The sequence below is a fragment of the Ensifer sp. EB106-03-01-XG145 genome, assembly GCF_058792075.1.
Map to the genome: position 1 here is coordinate 1 of NZ_JBYTEC010000047.1, position 15,872 is coordinate 15,872.

14 protein-coding genes and 2 pseudogenes are annotated in these 15,872 nt (G+C 61.6%); 7 read left to right on the forward strand and 9 right to left on the reverse strand.

Features of this window, described 5'->3' with window-relative positions; all coding sequences use genetic code 11:
* Positions 1-290: 290 nt before the first annotated feature.
* Positions 291-689 (reverse strand): hypothetical protein, encoded by a 399-nt coding sequence (locus tag AC3WWH_RS34050; RefSeq protein WP_058322166.1) that lies wholly within the window; start codon positions 687-689, stop codon positions 291-293.
* 189 nt (positions 690-878) lie between these two features.
* Between AC3WWH_RS34050 and AC3WWH_RS34055 the strand changes: the two genes are divergently transcribed.
* Both AC3WWH_RS34055 and copM read left to right on the forward strand, forming a co-directional pair.
* The gene (locus AC3WWH_RS34055; RefSeq protein ID WP_113399706.1) at positions 879-1,331 is read left to right on the forward strand and encodes a YqaA family protein; all 453 of its coding nucleotides are present in this window, start codon (positions 879-881) and stop codon (positions 1,329-1,331) included.
* A gap of 311 nt (positions 1,332-1,642) precedes the next feature.
* Positions 1,643-2,059 (forward strand): CopM family metallochaperone, encoded by a 417-nt coding sequence (gene copM, locus AC3WWH_RS34060; protein ID WP_113399705.1) that lies wholly within the window; start codon positions 1,643-1,645, stop codon positions 2,057-2,059.
* 66 nt (positions 2,060-2,125) lie between these two features.
* On the opposite strand, the gene AC3WWH_RS34065 is transcribed toward copM, so the two are convergent.
* The 4 genes from AC3WWH_RS34065 to AC3WWH_RS34080 all read right to left on the reverse strand — a co-directional run bounded on the left by AC3WWH_RS34065 (position 2,126) and on the right by AC3WWH_RS34080 (position 6,650).
* Positions 2,126-2,356 (reverse strand): DUF2933 domain-containing protein, encoded by a 231-nt coding sequence (locus AC3WWH_RS34065; protein WP_058322590.1) that lies wholly within the window; start codon positions 2,354-2,356, stop codon positions 2,126-2,128.
* A complete protein-coding gene (locus AC3WWH_RS34070; protein WP_113399704.1) occupies positions 2,353-4,575 on the reverse strand; it encodes a copper-transporting P-type ATPase in 2,223 nt (740 codons plus the stop codon). The genes AC3WWH_RS34065 and AC3WWH_RS34070 overlap by 4 nt, the downstream gene beginning before the upstream one ends.
* 78 nt (positions 4,576-4,653) lie before the next feature.
* Positions 4,654-6,114 carry a multicopper oxidase family protein gene (locus AC3WWH_RS34075; protein ID WP_492377597.1) on the reverse strand — a complete coding sequence of 487 codons (1,461 nt, stop codon included), beginning with the start codon at positions 6,112-6,114 and terminating at the stop codon, positions 4,654-4,656.
* Positions 6,115-6,212: 98 nt separating this feature from the next.
* Positions 6,213-6,650, reverse strand: coding sequence for a hypothetical protein (locus tag AC3WWH_RS34080; protein WP_162752639.1), 438 nt, complete (start codon positions 6,648-6,650; stop codon positions 6,213-6,215).
* Positions 6,651-6,704: 54 nt separating this feature from the next.
* Here AC3WWH_RS34080 and AC3WWH_RS34085 point away from each other — a divergent pair, with 54 nt between their 5' ends.
* Entirely contained in the window at positions 6,705-7,259 is a 555-nt protein-coding gene (locus tag AC3WWH_RS34085) for a cytochrome c (protein ID WP_058320980.1), read from the forward strand.
* Positions 7,260-7,298: 39 nt separating this feature from the next.
* Here the strand turns inward: AC3WWH_RS34085 and nirK are convergent, their stop codons facing one another.
* A complete protein-coding gene (gene nirK / locus AC3WWH_RS34090; RefSeq protein WP_058320981.1) occupies positions 7,299-8,384 on the reverse strand; it encodes a copper-containing nitrite reductase in 1,086 nt (361 codons plus the stop codon).
* 203 nt (positions 8,385-8,587) lie between these two features.
* A pseudogene (locus tag AC3WWH_RS34095) lies at positions 8,588-8,802 on the reverse strand (heavy-metal-associated domain-containing protein).
* A 225-nt stretch (positions 8,803-9,027) separates the two neighbouring features.
* On the opposite strand from AC3WWH_RS34095, the gene AC3WWH_RS34100 reads away from it, so the two are divergent.
* The 4 genes from AC3WWH_RS34100 (at position 9,028) to AC3WWH_RS34115 (ending at position 14,047) form a co-directional block, all read left to right on the forward strand.
* Entirely contained in the window at positions 9,028-9,636 is a 609-nt protein-coding gene (locus tag AC3WWH_RS34100; protein WP_058320982.1) for a Spy/CpxP family protein refolding chaperone, read from the forward strand.
* Positions 9,637-9,728: 92 nt separating this feature from the next.
* Positions 9,729-10,436 carry an ABC transporter ATP-binding protein gene (locus AC3WWH_RS34105; protein WP_058320983.1) on the forward strand — a complete coding sequence of 236 codons (708 nt, stop codon included), beginning with the start codon at positions 9,729-9,731 and terminating at the stop codon, positions 10,434-10,436.
* A 4-nt stretch (positions 10,437-10,440) separates the two neighbouring features.
* Positions 10,441-12,804, forward strand: a complete 2,364-nt coding sequence (locus tag AC3WWH_RS34110; protein ID WP_113399702.1) for an FtsX-like permease family protein — start codon at positions 10,441-10,443, stop codon at positions 12,802-12,804.
* 4 nt (positions 12,805-12,808) lie between these two features.
* Positions 12,809-14,047: a permuted SH3 domain-containing protein gene (locus tag AC3WWH_RS34115; protein WP_113399701.1), complete on the forward strand. Its 1,239-nt coding sequence runs from the start codon at positions 12,809-12,811 to the stop codon at positions 14,045-14,047.
* A gap of 154 nt (positions 14,048-14,201) precedes the next feature.
* Here AC3WWH_RS34115 and AC3WWH_RS34120 read toward each other — a convergent pair.
* Positions 14,202-14,558, reverse strand: a pseudogene (locus tag AC3WWH_RS34120) (helix-turn-helix domain-containing protein); the annotation flags it as partial.
* A 158-nt stretch (positions 14,559-14,716) separates the two neighbouring features.
* The gene (locus tag AC3WWH_RS34125) at positions 14,717-15,718 is read right to left on the reverse strand and encodes an IS30 family transposase (protein ID WP_065377358.1); all 1,002 of its coding nucleotides are present in this window, start codon (positions 15,716-15,718) and stop codon (positions 14,717-14,719) included.
* Positions 15,719-15,872 lie beyond the last annotated feature (154 nt).

A 15,872-nucleotide genomic window follows, 5' to 3' on the forward strand; every position in this document is an offset into this window, starting at 1 on the left:
GAAGCGAGCGCCGGGGAGGCGATAGCGGCGAGGAGAAGTCCGAGCATCGCAGGTTTCATTGTTTGGTCCTTTGGTTGATTCATGGGCATGCACGACCGGCGGTGGGGTCGCCGGGGTAAATTGCGTAGGGAGGCAACGCGGCAGCGTACCCGCTCGCAAGAAGCGGGAGGGCAGCGGCCACCAGTGACATCGGTTTCATGGTGAAATCCGAATTGGCCGAAGCGTCGGCATGGAAAGCAAACCGCGCTCTCCATGCTCGTTTCAAACCCGTGGGACGGGCGATTTCCTATTCAGATGTTCGGGGGGCGGTGGAGAGACGGAAATTGGCCCAAGGCACGGGCATCGTCGATGAATTCGCGGATCGATACCACGCGCGGCCCACCGCCGCCGCTTGTTCCGCCCAAGATGGCAATACTGGCACAGAAGTCCTTGCAGCAGTCCTGCTTGACGACTTTCTGATCTTCATCGGTCGAGGATGGATGATCACCATGCGAGTGGTCGGCGCTGGCCAGTTCATCGTGAACGTCGGGTTGCGCGTGATGGTCAGCCGCCTGCTTTCCAGAATTCGCCCATGACCCATGCATGGCGGCAGAGGCTGTCGGCAACGAGTATCCCGCCAGTGACGTGACGATCACCAGACGAAGCAGAACCAGCATGCTTTGCAATGCGATTCGATACATCTTGCCCATGCGCGAGGACTGCTTTCGACCCCAAAGTTGTCAATTGTCAGGTTCCACCCTCAAAGGGATTCGCGTCTATTATGTGGCACCGCACCAAAACGGCATTTTATCGATGGACCACGGAAGCAATGGGAAGGGAAGTAAGATGGTCAGATGTCGGGCGAGGCAGACCTTCCCGCTTGATCCAGGCGAGAACGCATGGCCGATCTAGCAGCGTATCTCGGATTGTTTCTCGCCGCGTTCGGGGCGGCCACGGTGTTGCCTTTCCAGTCGGAACCGGTGCTTGTCGGCTTGCTCGCGTCAGGGAAATTCTCGACGACCTGGCTTGTCGTCGTTGCAAGCGCCGGAAACGTATTGGGTGCGGCTTTAAACGCCGTGCTCGGACGTTTCCTAGATCGGTTTCATGACCGATCCTGGTTTCCTGTGAGGGCATCCGCGTTAGATAGGGCCGTCGGATGGTACCGCCGCTATGGCCGGTGGTCGCTGCTGCTCTCGTGGATGCCGATCTTCGGAGATGCTTTGACTGTCATCGCAGGTGTCTTGCGGGAACCCTGGTGGTCATTCCTGCTGCTTGTCGGCATCGGGAAGACGGCGCGCTACATCGTCCTTGCCGCGGCGACGCTCAGCACGCAGGCGGCGATCGGAATCTGATGCTGGTTCGGGCGCGGAACTTTTGATCGGCGGACGGGTTGTAGGCTCGAAGGAACCGCGCCTCATGCCTGCCTTCCGAGTTTCACTCCTAATTATTGTGATCGGCGTTCTCTGCCTTGGGGTATTCAATCTGCACAGCACGAAGGCGACACCCTTTCATGTCGACCTCCATTGCCCCTCCTTGACGGAGCCAGATCAGGTCTCATCCGACATCGTCTCGCCGTCGAGCTGCTGCACGAAATCACCATGTTGTCCGGTTCTGGTCGATTCTCCTGGTCTGAACAGCCTTTCATCCGAACATGGAGAGTACAATGAACAGCATTCTCAAGCTTTTGGTCGCCGGGGCGGCCATCCTTCTCGTAACGACAGCAATGGCATCGGCTCAGATGGCGATGCCCGACGGTTGCAAGTCGGAAGCCTCGATGAGTGGCGACATGAAGATGCCCAGCGACATGCATATGGGCGAAATGGCCGACCATCAAAAAGCGATGATGGAGTCGATGCAGAAGATGCACCCGGCCATGATGCAGGGAATGATGGCCAAGGACCCGGATGTCGCGTTCGTCTGCGGCATGATCGGCCATCACGTGGGTGCGATCAGCATGTCCGAGGTCGAGCTGAAGTACGGCGATGACGAGAAGGCCAAGACCATGGCCAAGAACATCATCGAGGCCCAGAAGAAGGAAATCGAAGAAATGACCAAATGGGTCAAAGAGCACGCTAAGTGATCCCTCGGTAACTCGATGACCTCGCTCGGCGGAAGCGGCGGCATTCGCTTCCGCCGAGCGAGCGTGTCATGTGATGTCGCCCGGATTCGTCGGGCGATCTCCTAGGTCATGGCGATGTCCGCCATGGCCACCGTGACCTCCGTGGCCGCCATGGAAAAAGTGCATCAACGGGCAGGCAAGCAGCAGCAGGTAGGGTGTGAAACCCAAGACGTGCTGCCAATGCTCGCGAAGGAAGAAGAACGCGGCAATCACCGCGAGCGACGCTGCAAACAAGGTCCATCTGCGATCCCAGTTCATATCCGGACACTCCTCAATCTTAGAGAATTCCCGATCACGCTGACCGACGACAGGGCCATCGCCGCCGCCGCGATGATCGGGGACAGCAGGAGGCCGAAGGCCGGGTAGAGCACGCCCGCCGCGACAGGCACTCCCGCGGCGTTGTAGATGAAGGCGAAGAACAGGTTCTGCCGGATGTTCTTCATCGTCGCATGGCTCAACTGCCGCGCCCGTGCGATCCCCTGGAGGTCGCCCTTGAGCAGGGTCACGCCTGCGCTCTCGATCGCCACGTCGGTCCCGGTTCCCATGGCGATGCCGACGTCGGCGGCGGCCAGCGCAGGTGCGTCGTTGACACCATCTCCCGCCATGGCGACGATCCGGCCCTCCTTGCGCAGGCGCGCGACGATCTCGCTCTTGTGCTCCGGCAGGACTTCCGCTTCGACCTCCTTGATGCCCAGCTTCCGAGCGACAGCTTCGGCCGTGGTCTTGTTGTCCCCGGTCAACATGACAACGCGGACGCCCTCGTTCAGCAATGTCTGCACGGCTTCGGGGGTCGTCGCCTTGATCGGGTCGGAAATGGCGAAGAGGCCGCTGGCTCGACCATCGACGACCACGAAGATGACGGTCGCGCCTTCGCCGCGCAGACCCTCCGCCTCCCTGGTCAGGGCAGACACGTCTACGCCGGACTCCTCCATGATCCGATGACTGCCGATGATCAGCTTGCGACCCTCGACGGAACCCGTGACACCCTTGCCGACGGGGCTGTCGAAGTCTTCCGCATTGCCGAGCGTCAGGCCGCGCTCCATCGCGGATTCGACGATGGCCGCCGCGAGCGGATGTTCGCTTGCGCGTTCCAGGGTCGCAGCCATTCGAAGCAGTTCGTCTTCGTTCAAACTCTCCGTCGTGGCGATCGAGGTCACCTTCGGCCTGCCCTCGGTGAGCGTTCCCGTCTTGTCGACCACCAGCGTGTCGACCTTTTCGAAGCGCTCGAGAGCCTCGGCGTTCTTGATCAGCACGCCGAGATGGGCGCCGCGGCCGACCCCGACCATGATCGACATCGGCGTGGCCAGACCGAGGGCGCACGGGCAGGCGATGATCAGCACCGCGACCGCGGCGACCAGTCCGTGCGCGAAGCGCGGCTCCGGTCCCAGCCACATCCAGACCGTGAAGGCGATAATGGCGATCGCGATGACCGCTGGAACGAACCAGCCGGAAACCTCGTCGGCGAGGCGCTGGATCGGGGCGCGGGAGCGTTGGGCCTCCGCCACCATCTGCACGATCCGCGACAGCATCGTGTCGCGCCCGACCTTGCCAGCCTCCATGACGAAGCCGCCCGTCTTGTTCATGGTGCCGCCGATGAGTTTCGCGCCGACCTCCTTGGTGACGGGCATCGACTCGCCAGTGATCATGGATTCATCGACCGAGCTGCGGCCCTCCACAAGCGTGCCGTCGACCGGAACCTTCTCGCCAGGGCGGACGCGCAGCTTGTCGCCGACGGCGACGGCCTCTAGATCCACATCCTCGTCGGTGCCATCGGAGCGTATGCGGCGGGCGGTCTTCGGAGCGAGATCGAGAAGCGCCCTGATCGCGCCGCCCGTTTGCTCGCGCGCCTGCAGCTCGAGAACCTGCCCGAGCAGCACCAGAACGGTGATGACGGCGGCCGCTTCGAAGTAGATCGCGACCGCCCCTTCGCCGGATCGGAATGTTTCCGGAAACAGACCGGGTGCGACCGTTGCGACGACGCTGTAGACCCAGGCGACCCCCGTTCCCATGGCGATCAGCGTGAACATGTTGAGGTGCCTATTGATGATGGATTGCCAGGCCCGTTCGAAGAATGGCGCGCCAGCCCAAAGGACGACCGGGGTCGCCAGGACGAGCTGGATCCAGTTCGACATCTGCGGACCGAGCAGCATGTGCAGGTTGGTGAGATGACCGCCCATCTCGAGCGCCAGCACGGGCAATGTCAGGACCAGTCCGATCCAGAACCGCCGCAGCATGTCGACTAGCTCCGCGCTCGGTCCAGTGTCGGCCGTGACGACTTCCGGCTCAAGCGTCATGCCGCAGATCGGGCAATTGCCGGGGCCGAGCTGACGTATCTGCTGATGCATGGGGCAGGTGTAGATCACCCCATCCTGCTGTGAGCCCTGCTTGCCTATGGCCTCGGCGCGCTTCGCATTCTGATTGGCGTGATGATGATGGTCGTGACCTTTATGTTCGTGATGATGCTTATGCTCGTCCATGGGATTTCTCCGTAATGGTACCCGCCTCCAACAGAGCTAGCATCCAGCCACCTAGCAAGGGGGCCGGACGTATCCTGTTTATGCGTAGGCGACGAAGGACATCATTCCCGATGCCATGTGATAGAGGTGATGGCAGTGGAGCGGCCAGCGGCCGGGATTGTTTGCGTCGAACACGACGCTCACGCTCCCCATCGGTGGAACAACAATGGTATCCCTCACGGCGCCGCCGATTGCCTTTCCGTTGATGTCGACCACCTGGAAGTGGTGACCGTGCAGATGCATCGGATGTGACATCATCGACATGTTGCGCATGGCGACCTCGACCCTTTCGCCCTCGCGGACATCAAGGCCGTCGCCGCCCTCGATCCGCCAGTCGTAGCCGCTCATGTTGCCCGTCAGAGTGAGCTCGAACCGCCGCTCGGCGGGACGGGCGGGAAGAGGTGTGACGGCTGCCAGCCGCTGTTCCAGGTCGAGCCCCACGACCGGGCCGGGTTCCGTCCCGCGCGATGCGATCTTGGCGATCTTTGCGCCGGACGGCGCCAGGATGATGCCTGTGCGATGATCCGTGCCCTCGCGCAGCGCCAGGATTGGATGGGCTGCGGCCGACTTCGGAAGTTCAAGCCGGATATCGAGCCGCTGGCCCATGGAGATCGGGAAGTGGTTTCCGGAAATCGGTTGGATCGGCTGCCCGTCGACGGCGATCATCTGTCCGGCGATCGTGCCCGTGTCGATGGTGAAGGCGGTGGCCGTCGCGCCATTGATGATGCGCAGGCGGACGCGTCCGCCGCTTTCGACGGTGACCACTTCCGGATCATCGAGCGTGCGGTCGTTGGCGAGATAGGCGTCGTACTCGATGTCGTTGAGGTCCATGGCGGCCATGCCCGGCATCGCCATTCCCGACATGTGGCCGCCCTGCATGTTGGATGTCATGCCCTGCATCATCCCGCTGTGGTTCATCCCGTGGCCGCCTGTCGCCCCCTTAAGTTTGGCGAGCAGTTCCTCGGCAGGCGTGAAGGAGAAATCATGCAGCAGGACGAACACTTCCTGCTCGTCGCGCTGCCTGTCGTCGGCGGTCCGCACGATCAGGGGCGCGGCAAGCAGGTTTTGCTCCTGGAGCGTATGCGCATGCATCCAGTGCGTGCCGCCGGAGCCGACCGGAAACCTGTAGCGCCGGGTTTCCTTCGCTTTCAGAAGCGCTGCGGGATTGTCCGGAACCCCGTCCATATTCCATGGCGGCACAAGGCCGTGCCAGTGGATGAGCGTTGCTTCCCCGCCTTGATTTGCAAGGGCGACGTCGAACGGAGCCTCCGCGTCGAGCGTCAGCCCGACAGTGCCATTCGGTTGGAGGAGTCCGAACACATCGGCGGCTCTGCCGTTCACCTCGATGACGCGTTTTGTGACCGCAAGCGAGCGGGTGCCCCCGCCCGAAGATGTCGCCTTACTGGCCTCAGCCCAACTTTTGTTTGGATGTAGGGCGGCAGCCGATGCGGCGACCACCACGCCCGACATCAATCCGCCCAGGAATTCACGGCGTTTCATATCCATTGACCTCTCGTTCCGTGCCGGCCAATGCCGGCGAAGGTCGCACCACAGGATGCGACCGGGGAAGACAGCCGACAAGCGACGGCTGTTCTCGTTCATCCGGTGGATCGAGGAGGGCCTATGGCGGGGCGGGAGGTGATCCCGTTGATGGACGGTTGAGGAGCGAGGTCCCGGCGACCGTCCGAGTTCAAGTTGATTTCGCCGATAACTGAAGTGGGGAACACCACGTAGCACAGGCTGCAGACGCTCGTGCAGCACGCTTTCGGGCCGTGTGGTTTGCTGTCGGCGTGAAGATCGGTTTTAACCTGCGAGGAGACGGCATGTTGGCTGCCGACAGCGTGTGTCCCGCAATCCACTTGGGCGGCCTGAGTCATCGGCACGAACAGAAACAGAATCGCGACGAGGACGGCCAGCAATTCCCCTGCACGTTTCCGGACGATGTGACTGGCGGCGATCATGGTTTGGTTCGACACCCCGTACTGTCTTCGAGCATAATGCGCGTTGCGTGCAGGCATCGCCTTGACCTTGATCAATCGACGCTGTCCGCGAAGACTCGGCTACGCGGCGTTGGACTAAACTGGGAGAGCATGAGATTGAAGGTGAGAGCACTGGTACTGTCAGCAGCCGTCTTCACCATGGCGATCTCCGCAGCGACGGGACAGTCGAAGTCGCCGAAGGTGGCCGAGCGACAGCAGGACATGAAGGCGATGGCAGGTGCGGCCAAGATCATCGACGCCATGTTCAAAGACACCTCGACATACGATTCAAGGGCTTTCAAAGCGGCCGCCGAGACCATCCGGGTCCATTCCGGGCATAAGCTCTCGGCGCTGTTCGAAGCTCCGGTCCTCGCCGAAGCGTCCAAGGCCAGCGCCAGTATCGGGGCCGATCGGCCAACGTTCGACAGGCTGGCGGCCGAACTTGGCGTCTATGCGTCGGCGCTTGTTGTCGCAGCCGATCGCAATCCGGCTGTTCTCGCTCCCGAGATGCGAATGAAGGGCGGGGACGTGACAATGGGCGGGCCGCTCGCCAAGAGGAAGGCGGCAGCTCCGGACCCGGTGAAAATGCCTGCCGAGCACGCCTTCCACATGATGCTGCAGATCTGCACCTCCTGCCACGCCAAGTTTAGAGCAAAGGGTGAGTAGCGGTCGTCGTGGCCGAAAACTGGTGCACGGGGCCGAGGCTCAATCCAATCGGTGAGCGCTGTGCTCGCTGTGCTCAACTTCGGCCGCAGCAGGCGTGGCGCTCTGGAACAGCTCGGCGCGGTTCTCACCGCTGACGACCAACTTGCCCACCAGCCCGCGTGCCGCCCGCGACAAGGCGTGATCCACGAGGACGTATTCGCCGGGAAACTCCAGCTTCATGTCGACCGCGGCCGCGCCTCCGGGAGGCACGGTGATCGTCTGGACATCGGATAGAGGCTCCGTGGTCAACGAGGCCAACTGGTAGACCTTGTCAAAGATTTCTCCGATCACATGGAAGCTGGATGTCTTGTTCGGGCCGCCGACACCGAAGTAGATGCGGACTGTCTCGCCGACCTTCGCCGTCAGGGCATTTTCGCCCGCAAGCGCGTTGGCGGCCCCGTTGAAGACGTAGTATTCCGGGTCTTCATCGAGCAGCCGTTCGACGCTCTCCGTCAGCTTCCCCTTGGAGCCGTATGGCTGCGATGTGTAGACCTCGCCCTGCATCACGTAGAACTCGCGGTCGACCGGCGGCAGACCGCCCGGCGGCTCGACGAGGATCAGGCCATACATGCCGTTGGCGATGTGATGCGCGGCAAGCGGCACGGCACAGTGATATACGTAAAGACCCGGCTTCAAGGCCTTGAATGAAAAGCCCTTGGTCTCTCCCGGTGCGGCATCCGTCGCGACCGCTCCGCCGCCAGGCCCCGTCACGGCATGGAAGTCGACGCTGTGGCGTTCGCTGCTGTCGGCCCGGTTGGACAATTCCACCTGGATCGTGTCGCCCACTCGGGCACGCACGAACGGACCTGGAACCTTCTTGTTGAATGTCCAGTAGTGGTAGGTCGCGCCGTCTGCGAGCTTTCCCGTCACCTCGACCGTGTCCAGTTTTACCGCGACCGTCGCAGGCTCTGTTCTTGCAATCGGGGGCGCCAAGTCACGGGCAGGACGGACGACATCGAGCGGAGCCTCGGCGCTGCCGTTCTCTGTCGGATGATCGTGGGAACCTGCAGCAATAGCGGACGTCCCGGTCGCAGCCAGGATTGCAAGTGCCAATATTGCATTTGAAGGTCCGGGGGAACGTCTCATGGGGAAGCTCCTGGGCAATGCTTGTTCTGAAAACAGTCAAGACCTCCCCGGTCATCCGATCTTTGAGCTGCCGCAATGACGGCAGCTGCTCGCGGGATCGTGATAGTGTGATGCGATACGCCGCCAACATCTGCGGCCGAACTGTCGTTCTTCACGCCGCTTGAGCGACGTGTTCCGGCATGTCGGCGGCGTACCCCTATGCTTCAAGCCACGTGGCTGCAGCAGGACTTCTTAAAGGACGCCTGGTATCCCGCTTCCTCGATCGCAGAAACAAAAGCGTCGGAGGCCAGAGTCGATCGATGCGGTCTTGGCATCGATCGACGGCGACCTTGGCGTTGGGATCGACCGACTTCACCGCTTTTCCGACTGCGCCAGCACAGTGTCCGCAGGTCACGTCGGGGATATTGAGATGGTACATTCGAGAACTCCTCGTGAAGGATTGATATGGTCGAATGTGGTGCTTCCAACGATGGCAAGGTCAATAGCCAGCCGACAGAATATCTCTCCTGCGCTGCTTTGATTGTTCTTCTTGGTCTCGCCCGCCTTTGCGACTTCTGATTTGAGCTTGATCTGCGTCAATGTGAACTGTCTCAGCCGTCGTACCCTTGATACCAGTCGTTTATCGGAGCTTAGGAGAAGCGAAATGACGACACTGCGGACGATCCTGCTGGCGGGTACGGTGCTCAGTCTCTCGACGCCAGTCTTTGCTGAAGACGCGCATCACCCCGAGACCCCTGCAGAGCAAACGAGCGAACAAATGGCCCAACCGTCGGATTCCGGGGCGGACCCGAGTTCCATGATGTCCTGCGGCATGATGTCGGGTGACATGATGGGCAACATGATGCGGATGATGGCTGGCGGACCGGGAGGAATGAGACCTCGGAGCATGGGGCCGATGGCCGAGATGATGGCTCCCGAACATGTCGAAGGACGGATCGCGTTCCTGAAGACGGAACTCAAGATAACGTCGGAGCAGGAGGCATCATGGAACGCCTTCGCCGATATTCTGCGTGCCAATGCCGGCGGCATGAAGGATGGCATGATGCAAATGCCAGACGCCATGGGCACGCTGGGCGGGGCCGCAGCGACTCCCTTGCAGCGTCTCGAACGTCGGGAGAGCCTATTGAACAGCCGTCTCGGAGGCGTGCGGAAATTGAAAGCCGCCCTTGAGCCTCTCTATCAATTGTTCGGGGCAGAGCAGAAGCAGATGGCCGACAAGCTGCTCCTGCCTCCGATGATGGGCATGATGTAGGGATCGTGCATGGCACCCGAGAAACGCTGAACTGCCCACCGGCGGTTCAGCGTAAGCAAGGCTAGACGACCCAATTCGCCTTGGAGGAGACGATGACGGAGACGATATTTCGTGCCCGGTCCCTCACCAGAACCTACCTGACCGGCGAAGTCACCGTGCATGCCCTGCGCGATGTCAGTCTCGACATACAAGCGGGTGAACTGGTCGTCATGCTGGGGCCGTCAGGAAGCGGCAAGTCGACGTTGCTGAACATAATGGGTGGTCTCGATCGCCCGACGAGCGGGCAGCTCTTCTTCCGAAACACCGAGCTGACGACCCTCCCGGAACGCGGTCTCACCCTCTACCGACGTGAGCACGTCGGCGTCGTCTTCCAGTTCTATAATCTCATACCGAGCCTGACCGCCTACGAGAACGTCGCGTTGGTCACCGAGATATCGGCCAATCCCATGCGGCCCGACGAGGCGCTGGCGCTTGTCGGGCTCGAGCCGCGGCGGAACCATTTCCCCGCGCAGCTCTCGGGAGGAGAACAACAGCGGGTGGCCATCGCTCGGGCGATTGCAAAACGCCCGGAGGTGTTGCTCTGCGATGAACCGACGGGAGCGCTGGACTCCAAGACGGGCATCCGCGTGATCGACGCGCTGGTCAACGTCAACACCCAGCTCGGGACCACGACGCTGATCATCACCCACAACGCCAGCATCTATGCCGTCGCCGACCGCGTGCTCTTCTTTGCCGACGGATCGATTTCAAAGATTCAGGTGAATGAACGGCGGCTCTCAGCCGCCGCACTGACCTGGTGAGACAATGACTACGCTGGACACCAAACTGAGGCGGGACCTGCGGCGGCTCTGGGGACAGGTCTTCGCCATCGCCCTGGTGATCGCCGGCGGCGTCACATCCCTTGTGCTGTCGACCGGATCGTTCAGGTCGCTGGATGAGACGCGCACCGCCTACTACGAGCGCTACCAGTTCGCTGACATCTTCGCGGAGGTGACACGAGCTCCGAAGACGCTCGTCACGCGCATCGCCGAGATTTCGGGCGTCGCCGTGGTCGAAGCCCGGATCGCCAAGCTTGCGCTTCTCGACATCCCGGAGTTCCCCGAACCTGCGACCGGGCGCTTCATCTCGCTTCCCGAAAGCGGCTCCCCGCTGCTCAATCGGCTCTACATGCGAGACGGACGTTTGCCTGGCGCGAACGATCTGGAGGAGGTGGTGGTCAACGAGAGCTTTGCGAAGGCGCACGGCTTCGAGCCAGGTGACCGTTTCTCCGCCACGCTCAACGGCCGCAAGCGTGAGCTGACGATCGTCGGCATCGCATTGTCGCCGGAGTATGTCTATGCGATCGGCCCCGGCGACCGGATGCCCGATGATCGCCGCTTTGCGGTAATCTGGATGTCGGAGCGCGCTCTGGCCGAGGTCTTCGGTTTGGAGGGCGCGTTCTCCTCGGTGAGCCTCAAGCTGATGCCGGATGCCGTGGAGACGGAAGTCACCGATGCGCTCGACGATATGCTCGAGCCTTACGGCGGCGGCGCTGCCTACGGACGCAAGGACCAGACCTCGCATGCCTATCTCGAGCACGGGCTCGACATGCTCCGAAACATGAGCCGCACGCTTCCGCCGATCTTCCTCGTCGTCAGCGCCTTCCTCGTCAACTTGACACTCAGCCGACTGGTCGCGCTCGAACGCGAGCAGCTTGGTTTGCTCAAGGCGCTCGGGTACTTCGACGCCAGCATTGTCGCCCACTATGTGAAATTCGTCGCCGTCGTCGCCCTGATTGGAATAGTCATCGGCAGCGTGGCGGGAACCTGGCTCGGCGTTTACGTGACGAGGCTCTTCGGCGACTACTACCGTTTCCCATTCCTCGTCTTCGCCGACAATCCCGACGTCTATCTCCTCGCTGCATTCCTCAGCGTATTCGCTGCTCTCGGAGGTGCTTTCCGGTCCCTTCGAGAGATCGTCTCGCTGGCCGCGGCGGTCGCGATGCAGCCTCCGGCTCCTCCGTCGTTCCAGCGCGCGCTGTTCGGCCGGATGGAGCTTGGCTCTCTGCTGTCTCAACGCACGATGATGATGGTCAGGGGCATGGCGCGGAAGCCGATCCGGGCGGCACTGGCGGCCCTCGGCATGGCGTTTGCGACTGCCATTCTCGTGGTCTCGCTGTTTATCGGCAATGCCATGGAGGAGCTGGTCGACGTCACGTATTTCATGGCCGACCGCCAGGATGCGACGATCAGCTTTGTCGAGAAGCGGCCAGAGACGGTTCTGTTCGACGTGAGCAGGCTGCCCGGCGTGCTTGCCGCCGAGCCTTATCGGCAGGTCCCCATCCGCATTCGAAAGGGAAGCCGGGAACGCAGGACGCTGCTCTCAGGCAGGCCACCCGGAGCCGATCTCAGCCGTATCATCGATGTCGACCTGCGCACGGTCAGCCTGCCGGAGACCGGGGTGGCGATTTCCGCCTACCTCGGACGTCTTCTCGATGCGCGCGTGGGTGACACCGTCGAAGTGGACCTGCTCGACGGGCGGCGGCGATCCGTCGAGCTGACGGTAGCCGCTCTGGTGGAGGACTACTTCGGTATTGCCGCAATGATGGACGGTCGGACCCTGTCCCGGCTGTTGCGCGAGGCTCCGGTTGCGAACGGTGTCCATCTCAGCGTGGACGACGGCAGGCTTGACCTGCTCTACGAGGCCATAAAGCAGATGCCGACCGTTGCCGGCGTGGCGCTGCAGCGTGTGTCCCTCGTGAACTTCCGTCGGAGCCTCGCGATCATCGTGACGACAATGGCTGGCATCTACACAGGGCTGTCCATCGTGATCGCCTTCGGCGTTGTCTACAACAGCGCACGCATCTCGTTTTCAGAGCACGCACGGGAACTCGCGACGCTGCGAGTCCTTGGCTTCAGCCAGGGCGAGACGATGCGCATCCTGCTTCTCGAACTGTCTGTCATTGTCGCCCTTGCTCAGCCGCCGGGCTGGGCGATCGGCTACGGCCTTTCGTGGCTCATGGACAAGCAGCTTGCCGGGGAACTTATGCGCGTACCCCTTGTCGTCGAGAATCTCACCTACGTGCTGGCGACCGCGATCATTTTTGTGGCGGCGCTGATCTCGGCGCTTGTCGTCGGGCGTCGGGTCTACGCGCTCGACCTTGTGGCTGTCCTCAAAACTCGGGAATAGGACCATGCAGCGGAACTGGTTGAAACGGGTCGGGTGGCTTGGAGCGATGGGCGTGGCGGCGGTCGCTGTCGCGTGGTTCGCCTGGCCGCGCCCGATTCCCGTCGACACGGCACGGGCGGCGAGGGGCCCGATGGCGGTGACGGCTGACGAGGAGGCAAGAACACGCGTCCGGCATGTCTACACCGTCTCCGCGCCGGTGGCCGGAAGGGTTCTGCGGATATCCCGGCCTGATGGCCATGATGAGACTTCTCTCCACGTCGGCGACGAAGTGGTCCGGGGCAGGACGATCGTCGCGGTCATGCAGCCGATGGCTCCCGGTCTGCTCGATGTCCGCTCTCGCGCGGAACTGGATGCTGCGCTCGTCGCCGCAAACGCCGTCGTAACCTTGGCTGAGGCGGAGATACGTCGCATCGACGCAGCGGTCAGCTTCGCTCGTACCGAGCTTGCGCGCGCGGAGGGCCTCGCACGCAGCAACACGATTCCCGAACGGGATCTGGAAAAGGCGAGATTCGATCTCGAAACCATCCAAGCACAACTCGCGACGGCGAAGGCACAGCTCGAGGTGCGACGTCGGGAGCAGGCGGTGGCGTCAGCGCGCCTTCTCGAGTCATCCGGAACGGATGCCAGTACCAATCAAGGATGCTGCGTTAAGATCAGCGCGCCCGAGAGCGGCCGTGTGCTCAGGATCGTCCAGGAGGACGAAGCAGTTGTTCAGGCTGGCGCGCCCCTCGTCCAGATCGGTGATCCGAGGGACCTCGAGATCGTCGCGGATTTCCTCTCGACCGAGGCCGTCCAGATCAAGGCCGGCGCTGCGGTCACCATCGATGGCTGGGGTGGACCGGTCCTGCGCGGCCGCGTGATACGCGTCGACCCAGCCGGCTTCGCCAAAGTCTCCGCTCTCGGGATCGAGGAACAGCGCGTCGGCACTGTGATCGATCTCGTCGATCCACCCGAATCCTGGGCACGGCTGGGTCACGACTTCCGCGTCATCGTTCACGTGGCCATCTGGGAATCCAAAGATTCACTTACATTACCTGTGAGTGCCCTGTTCCGGCGAGGAGACGACTGGGCCGTCTTTGCGGTCAAGGACGGTCGTGCCCGTGCCACGGTCGTCCGCACTGGGCAGCGAAACAGCAAACTGGTGGAGGTGCTATCCGGGCTTTCGCCGGGTGATCGGGTCGTGTTGCATCCGAGCGACCGCGTAGTCGACGGCACGGCGGTCGCGGATCGGGAGCCGCGCTGACGACACCGGGTCCGCACCGCTCCAGAGCGCTCGGGTCCGAGCTGGTCACCTCGGTGAATTTGAGGATGGAAACCTTGATGAATGATATGATGGGCGGCGGCATGATGCGGGGCAGGGGCTCGGCTCTACAAATCAAAGGATGCAAGGATCGGGCGAACGTCCGCCGCTGCTTGCGCGACAGCCACAGGCCGGCCTCAGACATCCATTGGCGCAAGGTCTCGCGCGACACCGTCAGACCATCACGCGCGGCAAGCTTCTCGGCCGCTAGCGTCGGACCAAAGTCCACATAGCGCTCGCGCACGACCGCCATGGCATAATCGCGCACGCCGTCACAAATCCGATTGTTCGATGGCCGGCCGATCGCCTTGTGCCGAATCGACGCTGCACCGCCAGTGCTGATCCGATCCAGCAGACGACGTACCTGGCGCGTGCTTAAGCCCAGGACATGCGCCGCCGACACCAGCGTCATCCGACCGGCGGTCACTTTCGACAAAACCTCAATCCGTTGCAGATCGCGTTAGCTCATCGCAATCAATCCCATCCGCAATCTCCCAGGTCATCAAAACCCGGGGAGAGTGACATTCCAACTTTGCAGGATCAGGACACTTTAACCTTGCGGATTGGAGAACCTAACCCAAGTGCATCATGCCTGTTTTGAAGGGTAGGGGATCACTCGGCTTCCTGCAAATGTGTAGCAAAAACCTCTGCCGGGGTTTTGTAGCCGAGGCACTTTCGCGGCTGGTTGTTGAGGTCGCGTGCCAGCCGATTGAGCGCGTGCTGCGGTATGACCGCGAGGTCCGTATCGCCTGGCATGAAGCGGCGGATGCGCTTGTTGGTGTTTTCCACCGCACCTTTCTGCCACGGTGCGCTGGGGTCGCAAAACCAGCTGCGGGCGCCGATGCCATCTTCCAAAGCCCTAAAAGCGGCGAACTCCGTACCGCGATCAAACGTGAAGCTCTGTCGGGCAAACGCCGGCAACGGTGCGAAGGTATCGACGATCTTGTCCATGATCGGTCGCGAGTGCCGGCTCGGGTTCTTGATCATCACAGTGTAGCGGCTTTTGCGCTCGATCAGGGAGGTGACGTTGGCAGTACCCATGTCGCGTTGGAAGATCAGCAAGTCGCCCTCCCAATGGCCGAACTGCGAGCGATCATCAATAAAACCAGGGCGTTGTGATATCCTACAGACGGCAGGGAAGACGCCGTCGCGGGGTTTCTTGGAGCCGCGACGGCGACGTTTGCGGCGCGCCTCCGGCAGGTAGCGAAAGAGGCCCAACCCGTAGTCCTCCTTGCTATAGACGAAACGATAGATCGTCTCAGGGCAGATCCGAACGAGGCTAAGCCCATCCGAACACAGACGGCCGGCAATCTGCTCCGGCGACCAGTAGGCCTTCAATCGGTCGATGACCAGTTCGCGCAATTGCGGATGACGTCTGAGCTTCCTCAGGCGCCGCCGACGCTCCTTGCGGATGTCGTCGGCAACCGTCGAGAAGTAGCCGCTATATTCGGGCAGCTCGCGATCGTGGAATGTGTTGCGTCTGATCTCGCGATAGATCGTCGATCGATGCCGACCGAGTTGGCGCGCCATTTCATTGATCGGCACTTTGCGTTCGACAAAATGGTGTAGGCGACGTCGATCGGCGAGATTCAGTTGCGAATAGCGTCGTGACATTCCAAAATCTCCAAGGGGAAGCCGTTGAAATCATTGGCATGTCGCACTTGAAAATAGAATGTACCTACATACATACAATGTCACAGCTAATTAAAGATGAGACAAAGTAATCAACTTAGAAACGCGACGCCATCCTAATCATTATTACTTCGTT

What these genes read in the sequence shown, in the direction of transcription:
- AC3WWH_RS34050 (WP_058322166.1), bottom strand. Translation starts at nt 689, where the DNA reads ATGGGCAAGATGTATCGAATCGCATTGCAAAGCATGCTGGTTCTGCTT.
- AC3WWH_RS34055 (WP_113399706.1), top strand. Translation starts at nt 879, where the DNA reads ATGGCCGATCTAGCAGCGTATCTCGGATTGTTTCTCGCCGCGTTCGGG.
- copM (WP_113399705.1), top strand. Translation starts at nt 1,643, where the DNA reads ATGAACAGCATTCTCAAGCTTTTGGTCGCCGGGGCGGCCATCCTTCTC.
- AC3WWH_RS34065 (WP_058322590.1), bottom strand. Translation starts at nt 2,356, where the DNA reads ATGAACTGGGATCGCAGATGGACCTTGTTTGCAGCGTCGCTCGCGGTG.
- AC3WWH_RS34070 (WP_113399704.1), bottom strand. Translation starts at nt 4,575, where the DNA reads ATGGACGAGCATAAGCATCATCACGAACATAAAGGTCACGACCATCAT.
- AC3WWH_RS34075 (WP_492377597.1), bottom strand. Translation starts at nt 6,114, where the DNA reads ATGAAACGCCGTGAATTCCTGGGCGGATTGATGTCGGGCGTGGTGGTC.
- AC3WWH_RS34085 (WP_058320980.1), top strand. Translation starts at nt 6,705, where the DNA reads ATGAGATTGAAGGTGAGAGCACTGGTACTGTCAGCAGCCGTCTTCACC.
- nirK (WP_058320981.1), bottom strand. Translation starts at nt 8,384, where the DNA reads ATGAGACGTTCCCCCGGACCTTCAAATGCAATATTGGCACTTGCAATC.
- AC3WWH_RS34100 (WP_058320982.1), top strand. Translation starts at nt 9,028, where the DNA reads ATGACGACACTGCGGACGATCCTGCTGGCGGGTACGGTGCTCAGTCTC.
- AC3WWH_RS34105 (WP_058320983.1), top strand. Translation starts at nt 9,729, where the DNA reads ATGACGGAGACGATATTTCGTGCCCGGTCCCTCACCAGAACCTACCTG.
- AC3WWH_RS34110 (WP_113399702.1), top strand. Translation starts at nt 10,441, where the DNA reads ATGACTACGCTGGACACCAAACTGAGGCGGGACCTGCGGCGGCTCTGG.
- AC3WWH_RS34115 (WP_113399701.1), top strand. Translation starts at nt 12,809, where the DNA reads ATGCAGCGGAACTGGTTGAAACGGGTCGGGTGGCTTGGAGCGATGGGC.
- AC3WWH_RS34125 (WP_065377358.1), bottom strand. Translation starts at nt 15,718, where the DNA reads ATGTCACGACGCTATTCGCAACTGAATCTCGCCGATCGACGTCGCCTA.